3 protein-coding genes are annotated in these 4,716 nt (G+C 69.1%); 1 reads left to right on the top strand and 2 read right to left on the bottom strand.

The window, feature by feature from the left end:
* On the top strand, positions 1-1,825 hold a 1,825-nt coding region (gene purL / locus VNJ47_07690), incomplete at its 5' end, for a phosphoribosylformylglycinamidine synthase (GenBank protein HXG28714.1).
* A gap of 12 nt (positions 1,826-1,837) precedes the next feature.
* Here purL and nhaA read toward each other — a convergent pair.
* The gene (gene nhaA, locus VNJ47_07685; protein HXG28713.1) at positions 1,838-3,175 is read right to left on the bottom strand and encodes a Na+/H+ antiporter NhaA; all 1,338 of its coding nucleotides are present in this window, start codon (positions 3,173-3,175) and stop codon (positions 1,838-1,840) included.
* A gap of 72 nt (positions 3,176-3,247) precedes the next feature.
* On the bottom strand, positions 3,248-4,716 hold a 1,469-nt coding region (rlmKL, locus tag VNJ47_07680), incomplete at its 5' end, for a bifunctional 23S rRNA (guanine(2069)-N(7))-methyltransferase RlmK/23S rRNA (guanine(2445)-N(2))-methyltransferase RlmL (protein HXG28712.1).

The raw sequence follows: 4,716 nt of genomic DNA, 5'->3' as shown, positions 1-4,716 counted from the left end.
TACCGCCTTCAGCGGCGAGGCGATGGCCATGGGCGAGCGCACGCCGCTGGCGCTGCTCGACGCACCGGCCTCCGGCCGCATGGCGGTGGGCGAGGCGATCACCAATATCGCGGCGGCGCGGATCGCGAAACTGTCCGATGTGCGCCTGTCCGCCAACTGGATGGCGGCGGCCGGCCATCCGGGCGAGGACGCGCGCCTGTTCGACACGGTCAGGGCGGTCGGCGCCGAGCTGTGCCCGGCGCTGGGCATCGCCATCCCGGTGGGCAAGGATTCGCTGTCCATGAAGACACTGTGGCAGCAGGCCGGCGAGGTACGGCAGGTGACGGCGCCGCTGTCGCTGATCGTCTCGGCCTTCGCGCCGGTTACTGACATCCGCGGCACGCTGACGCCGCAGCTGCGGCTGGATGCGGGCGAAACGGACCTGATCCTGGTCGATCTGGGCAAGGGCAGGAACCGCCTCGGCGGCTCGGCGCTGGCCCAGGTCTATGGCGTGATCGGCGATACTGCGCCGGACCTCGACGACCCCGCGCAGCTCAAGGCCTTCTTCGCCGACATCCAGGCGCTGAACGAAGAGGGCCGGCTGCTCGCCTATCACGACCGTTCCGACGGTGGCCTGCTGGCGACGCTGTGCGAGATGGCCTTCGCCGCGCATTGTGGCCTCGACGTGCAGCTCGACGGGCTGGGCGAGTCCGAGCACGCCGTGTTGTTCAGCGAAGAGCTGGGCGCGGTACTGCAGGTGCGGCGCGCAGACCTGCTGCCGGTGCTGGCGCGGCTGCAGGCCTCGGGCCTGGCGGCGCAGCGCATCGGCAGTCCGCGCGCCGACCAGTGGATCGACATCCGCAAGGACGGCGCCGTCCTCTATGCCGAGCCGCGCCCCACCCTGCAGCGAATCTGGGCCGAGACCAGCTACCGCCTGCAGGCACTGCGCGACCACCCGGACTGCGCGCGCGAGGAATTCGACAGCCTGCTCGACGAGCAGGATCCCGGCCTGAACGTGCAGCTGCCCTTCGATCCGGCCGTGGATGTCGCTGCCCCCTTCGTCAACCAGGCACGACCCAGGGTCGCGATCCTGCGCGAGCAGGGTGTCAACGGCCAGGTCGAGATGGCCTATGCCTTCCACGCCGCCGGCTTCGAGGCGGTGGACGTACATATGAGCGACCTGATCGAAGGCCGCCGCACGCTCGACGAATTCAACGGGCTGGTCGCCCCCGGCGGCTTTTCCTACGGCGACACGCTCGGCGCGGGCCAGGGCTGGGCCAAGTCGGTGCTGTTCCACCCGCGCACGCGCGAGCTGTTCGCGGCCTTCTTCGCGCGCGACGACCGCTTCGCGCTCGGCGTGTGCAACGGCTGCCAGGCGCTGGCCGCGCTCAAGGCACTGGTGCCGGGTGCGCAGGACTGGCCGCGCCTGCTGCGCAACCGCTCGGAACAGTTCGAGGCGCGCCTGAGCCTGGTGGAGATCCCGGAGAGCCGCTCGCTGTTCTTCGCCGGCATGGCCGGGTCACGCCTGCCGATTGCGGTCGCGCATGGCGAAGGGCGCATGCAGTTCGACGATCCGGCCGCGCTCGCGCGGCTGCAGGCGGCCGGGCAGCTGGCGCTGCGCTATGTGGATTCTTACGGCCGGCCGGCCGAGCGCTATCCCTTCAACCCCAATGGTTCGCCGCAGGGCGTGACCGGCCTGTGCAATGCCGACGGCCGCGTGACCATCCTGATGCCGCACCCCGAGCGCGTGATCCGCACCGTCAGCCTGTCCTGGCATCCGGACGGCTGGGGCGAGGATTCGCCCTGGCTGCGGATGTTCCGCAACGCGCGCAAGTGGGTCGGCTGATCTGGCAGGCGGTTAGCCGGCCGGTTCAGGCGGCGGCTTGGGCAACAGCCACAGCAGCATCAGCATGCCGGCCGTGGCACACAGCGCGGAGGCAGCGAGCACGCCAATCTTGGCGGCATCGAGCTGTGTACCTTCGAAGGCGAGGCCGGCGATGAACAGCGCCATGGTGAAACCGATCCCGGCCAATACACCGCCGGCCGCCAGCGCGCCCCAGCCGACGCCGGCCGGCAGCGCCGCCAGGCCCAGGCGGACCGCCAGCCAGCTGAGCAGCACGATGCCGACCGGCTTGCCGATGACCAGGCCCGCGGCCACCGCCAGCGCGATCGCATCGCGGAACGCCGCAGGCTCGATCACCACCCCGGCATTGGCGAAGGCGAACAGCGGCATCACCACGAAGCCCACCCAGGGATGCAGCGTGGCCTCGATCCGTTCCAGTGGCGAGAGCGTCTCGCGCGCGGCCCGTTCCATCGAGCGCAGCAGTGCGTGACGCGCGTCCGGCTCCGGCGCGGAGTCGCCGTGCAGAAAATCCCCCAGCCGGTGCGTGTAGCGCACCAGCAGGTTCTGGTCGATCCAGGGCCTGACCGGCGTCAGCAGGCCCAGGATCACCCCGGCGATGGTGGCGTGCACGCCGGATTCGTGGAACGCAAACCAGATACCGATGCCGACCACGGTGTACAGCAGCACACTGCGCACGCCGAGCCGCGCCATCAGCATCACGACGGCGATGCCGGCCAGGCCGAACCCCATGGCCCGCAGGTTCAGGCTGTCGGTATAGCCGATGGCGATGACCAGTATGGCACCGATGTCGTCGACGATGGCCAGCGACAGCAGCAGGATGCGCAGGCTGTGCGGTACCCGCTCGCCGAGCAGCGCCAGGCAGCCGACCACGAAGGCGATATCGGTCGCCATCGGAATGGCCCAGCCGCGCATGCCCGGCTCGCCCCATTGCAGGGCCAGGTAGAGGGTCGCCGGCGCCAGCATTCCGCCGAGGGCCGCCGCCACCGGCAGCGCCGCCAGGCGCAGGCTGCGCAGTTCGCCGACGGCCAGCTCGCGCTTGACCTCCAGGCCGACGACGAAGAAGAAGATCACCATCAGGCCGTCGTTGATCCAGTGCTTGAGCGAGTGATTGACCTCGTAGCTGCCGATCGAGAAGCCGAGAGGGGTCTTCCAGAACGCCAGAAACTGTCCCGACCAGGACGAATTCGCCAACACCAGTGGCGCGAGGGTGAACAGCAGCAGCACCACGCCGCTGGCGGCCTGGATGTGCAGGAAGCGCGCGATCGGATCGACCAGCCTGTCGATCGGTTCTGTGGGCAACCGCGCTTCGGCGGCGGAGGGGGTGTGGCTCATGGGCAGGCTCGTGCGAGCGAATCAAGGCCGATTATCCCCAAGCGTCAGCGCGACGGCCAGCGCGGCGCCGGCTCAATCCGGGTGCGAGATTTTCCAGCAGCGATGCGCCGGCGGCGGGCGCTTGAAATCTTCGCCCAGAGTCTGAGCGGTGATGTCCTCCGCCTTGAGATCCGCAAGCGATTCGCGGTCCAGTTTGAAGCCACGGCGATTGGTGGAGAAGTACAGCACGCCGCCGGGTGCGAGCAGCCGGGCGGCATGCTGGATCAGCTCGGCGTGGTCGCGCTGGATGTCGAGCGTGCCGGTCATCTTTTTCGAGGTCGAGAAGGTCGGCGGGTCGCAGAAGATCAGGTCGAACTGCGGCGGCCTGGCCAGCGCTGCCTGTTCACGCAGCCACTGCCGGCAGTCGGTGCGGATCAGTTGATGCGGGCTCTTTTCGTCATACCGGCGCAAGCCGGTATCCAGCGTCTTTCCAAAGTCACTGGATTCCGGCCCCCGCCGGAATGACGAAGAAAGGCCATTCAGCGCCAGGTTGCGCGCGGCCCAGCCCAGGTAGGTGTTCGACAGATCCACCGAAACCGTCTGCCGCGCGCCGCCCACGGCGGCATGCGCAGTCGCGGCGCCGGTGTAGCAGAACAGGTTCAGGAAACGCTTGCCCCTGGCTTCGCGCTGCAGGCGCAGGCGCAGCGGCCGGTGGTCGAGGAACAGCCCGGTGTCGAGGTAATCGTCGAAGTTCACCCACAGCTTGACGCCGTGCTCCTCGACCGCGTGAAAGCGGCCCTGTGCGTCCTGCTTCTCGTACTGCGTGCCGCCTTTCTGCGCCTGGCGCAGCTTGTAGTGCAGCTGTGCGGCCGGGATGTCCAGCGCCGCCCGGATCTGTACCAGTGCCTCGCGCAGCCGCTTCTCGGCGCGCACTGGGTCGATGCTTTTGGGCGCCGCATACTCCTGCACGTGCGCATGCAGCCCATCGGATTGGTACAGGTCCACGGCCACGGCATAGTCCGGCAGGTCGGCGTCGTAGGCGCGGTAACAGCTCACGCCTTCGCGTGCCGCCCAGCGCTGCAGGTGCTTGAGGTTCTTGCGTAAACGATTCGCGAAATCCTCGCCGCCAGTGCTTGCGGCGGCCGCTTCGGCCGCCGGGATGTCGAAGCACAGCAGCCTGCAGGGCAGGGCGCCGTTGTAGAGCGCGTAGCTGTCGTGCGCGCGTAGTCCCAGGCGTGGCCCCAGATCCGGCCGGCCGGTAAACACCGCCGCCTTCCAGCCGCCAAAGTGCTGCCTGAGCGTAGCGCCGAGCAGGCTGTAGAGCTTGATCAGCTCGCTTTCCTGTCCGAGCCGCTCGCCGTAAGGGGGGTTGCAGACCACCAGGCCCGGCACTACGCCGACAGGGCGCAAGTCGAGGGCATCGGCGACGGCAAAGCGCGTCTGCGACGCCAGCCCGGCGCGCTGGGCATTGTCCTGCGCGGCGCGCACGGCGGCCGGATCGAGATCCGTGCCCTGCAGCGGCGGCAGCTGCCGGTTCAGTCCGGTTTTGCGGCGTGCCTCGG

Source organism: Nevskiales bacterium, assembly GCA_035574475.1.
In the GTDB taxonomy this organism is placed as follows: Bacteria; Pseudomonadota; Gammaproteobacteria; order Nevskiales; family DATLYR01; genus DATLYR01.
The sequence above is the reverse complement of the archived record's forward strand: the minus strand, read 5'-3'. Positions and strand labels throughout refer to the sequence as shown.

Coding starts and splice junctions, on each gene's coding strand:
- nhaA (HXG28713.1), bottom strand. CDS start 3,175: ATGAGCCACACCCCCTCCGCCGCCGAAGCGCGGTTGCCCACAGAACCG.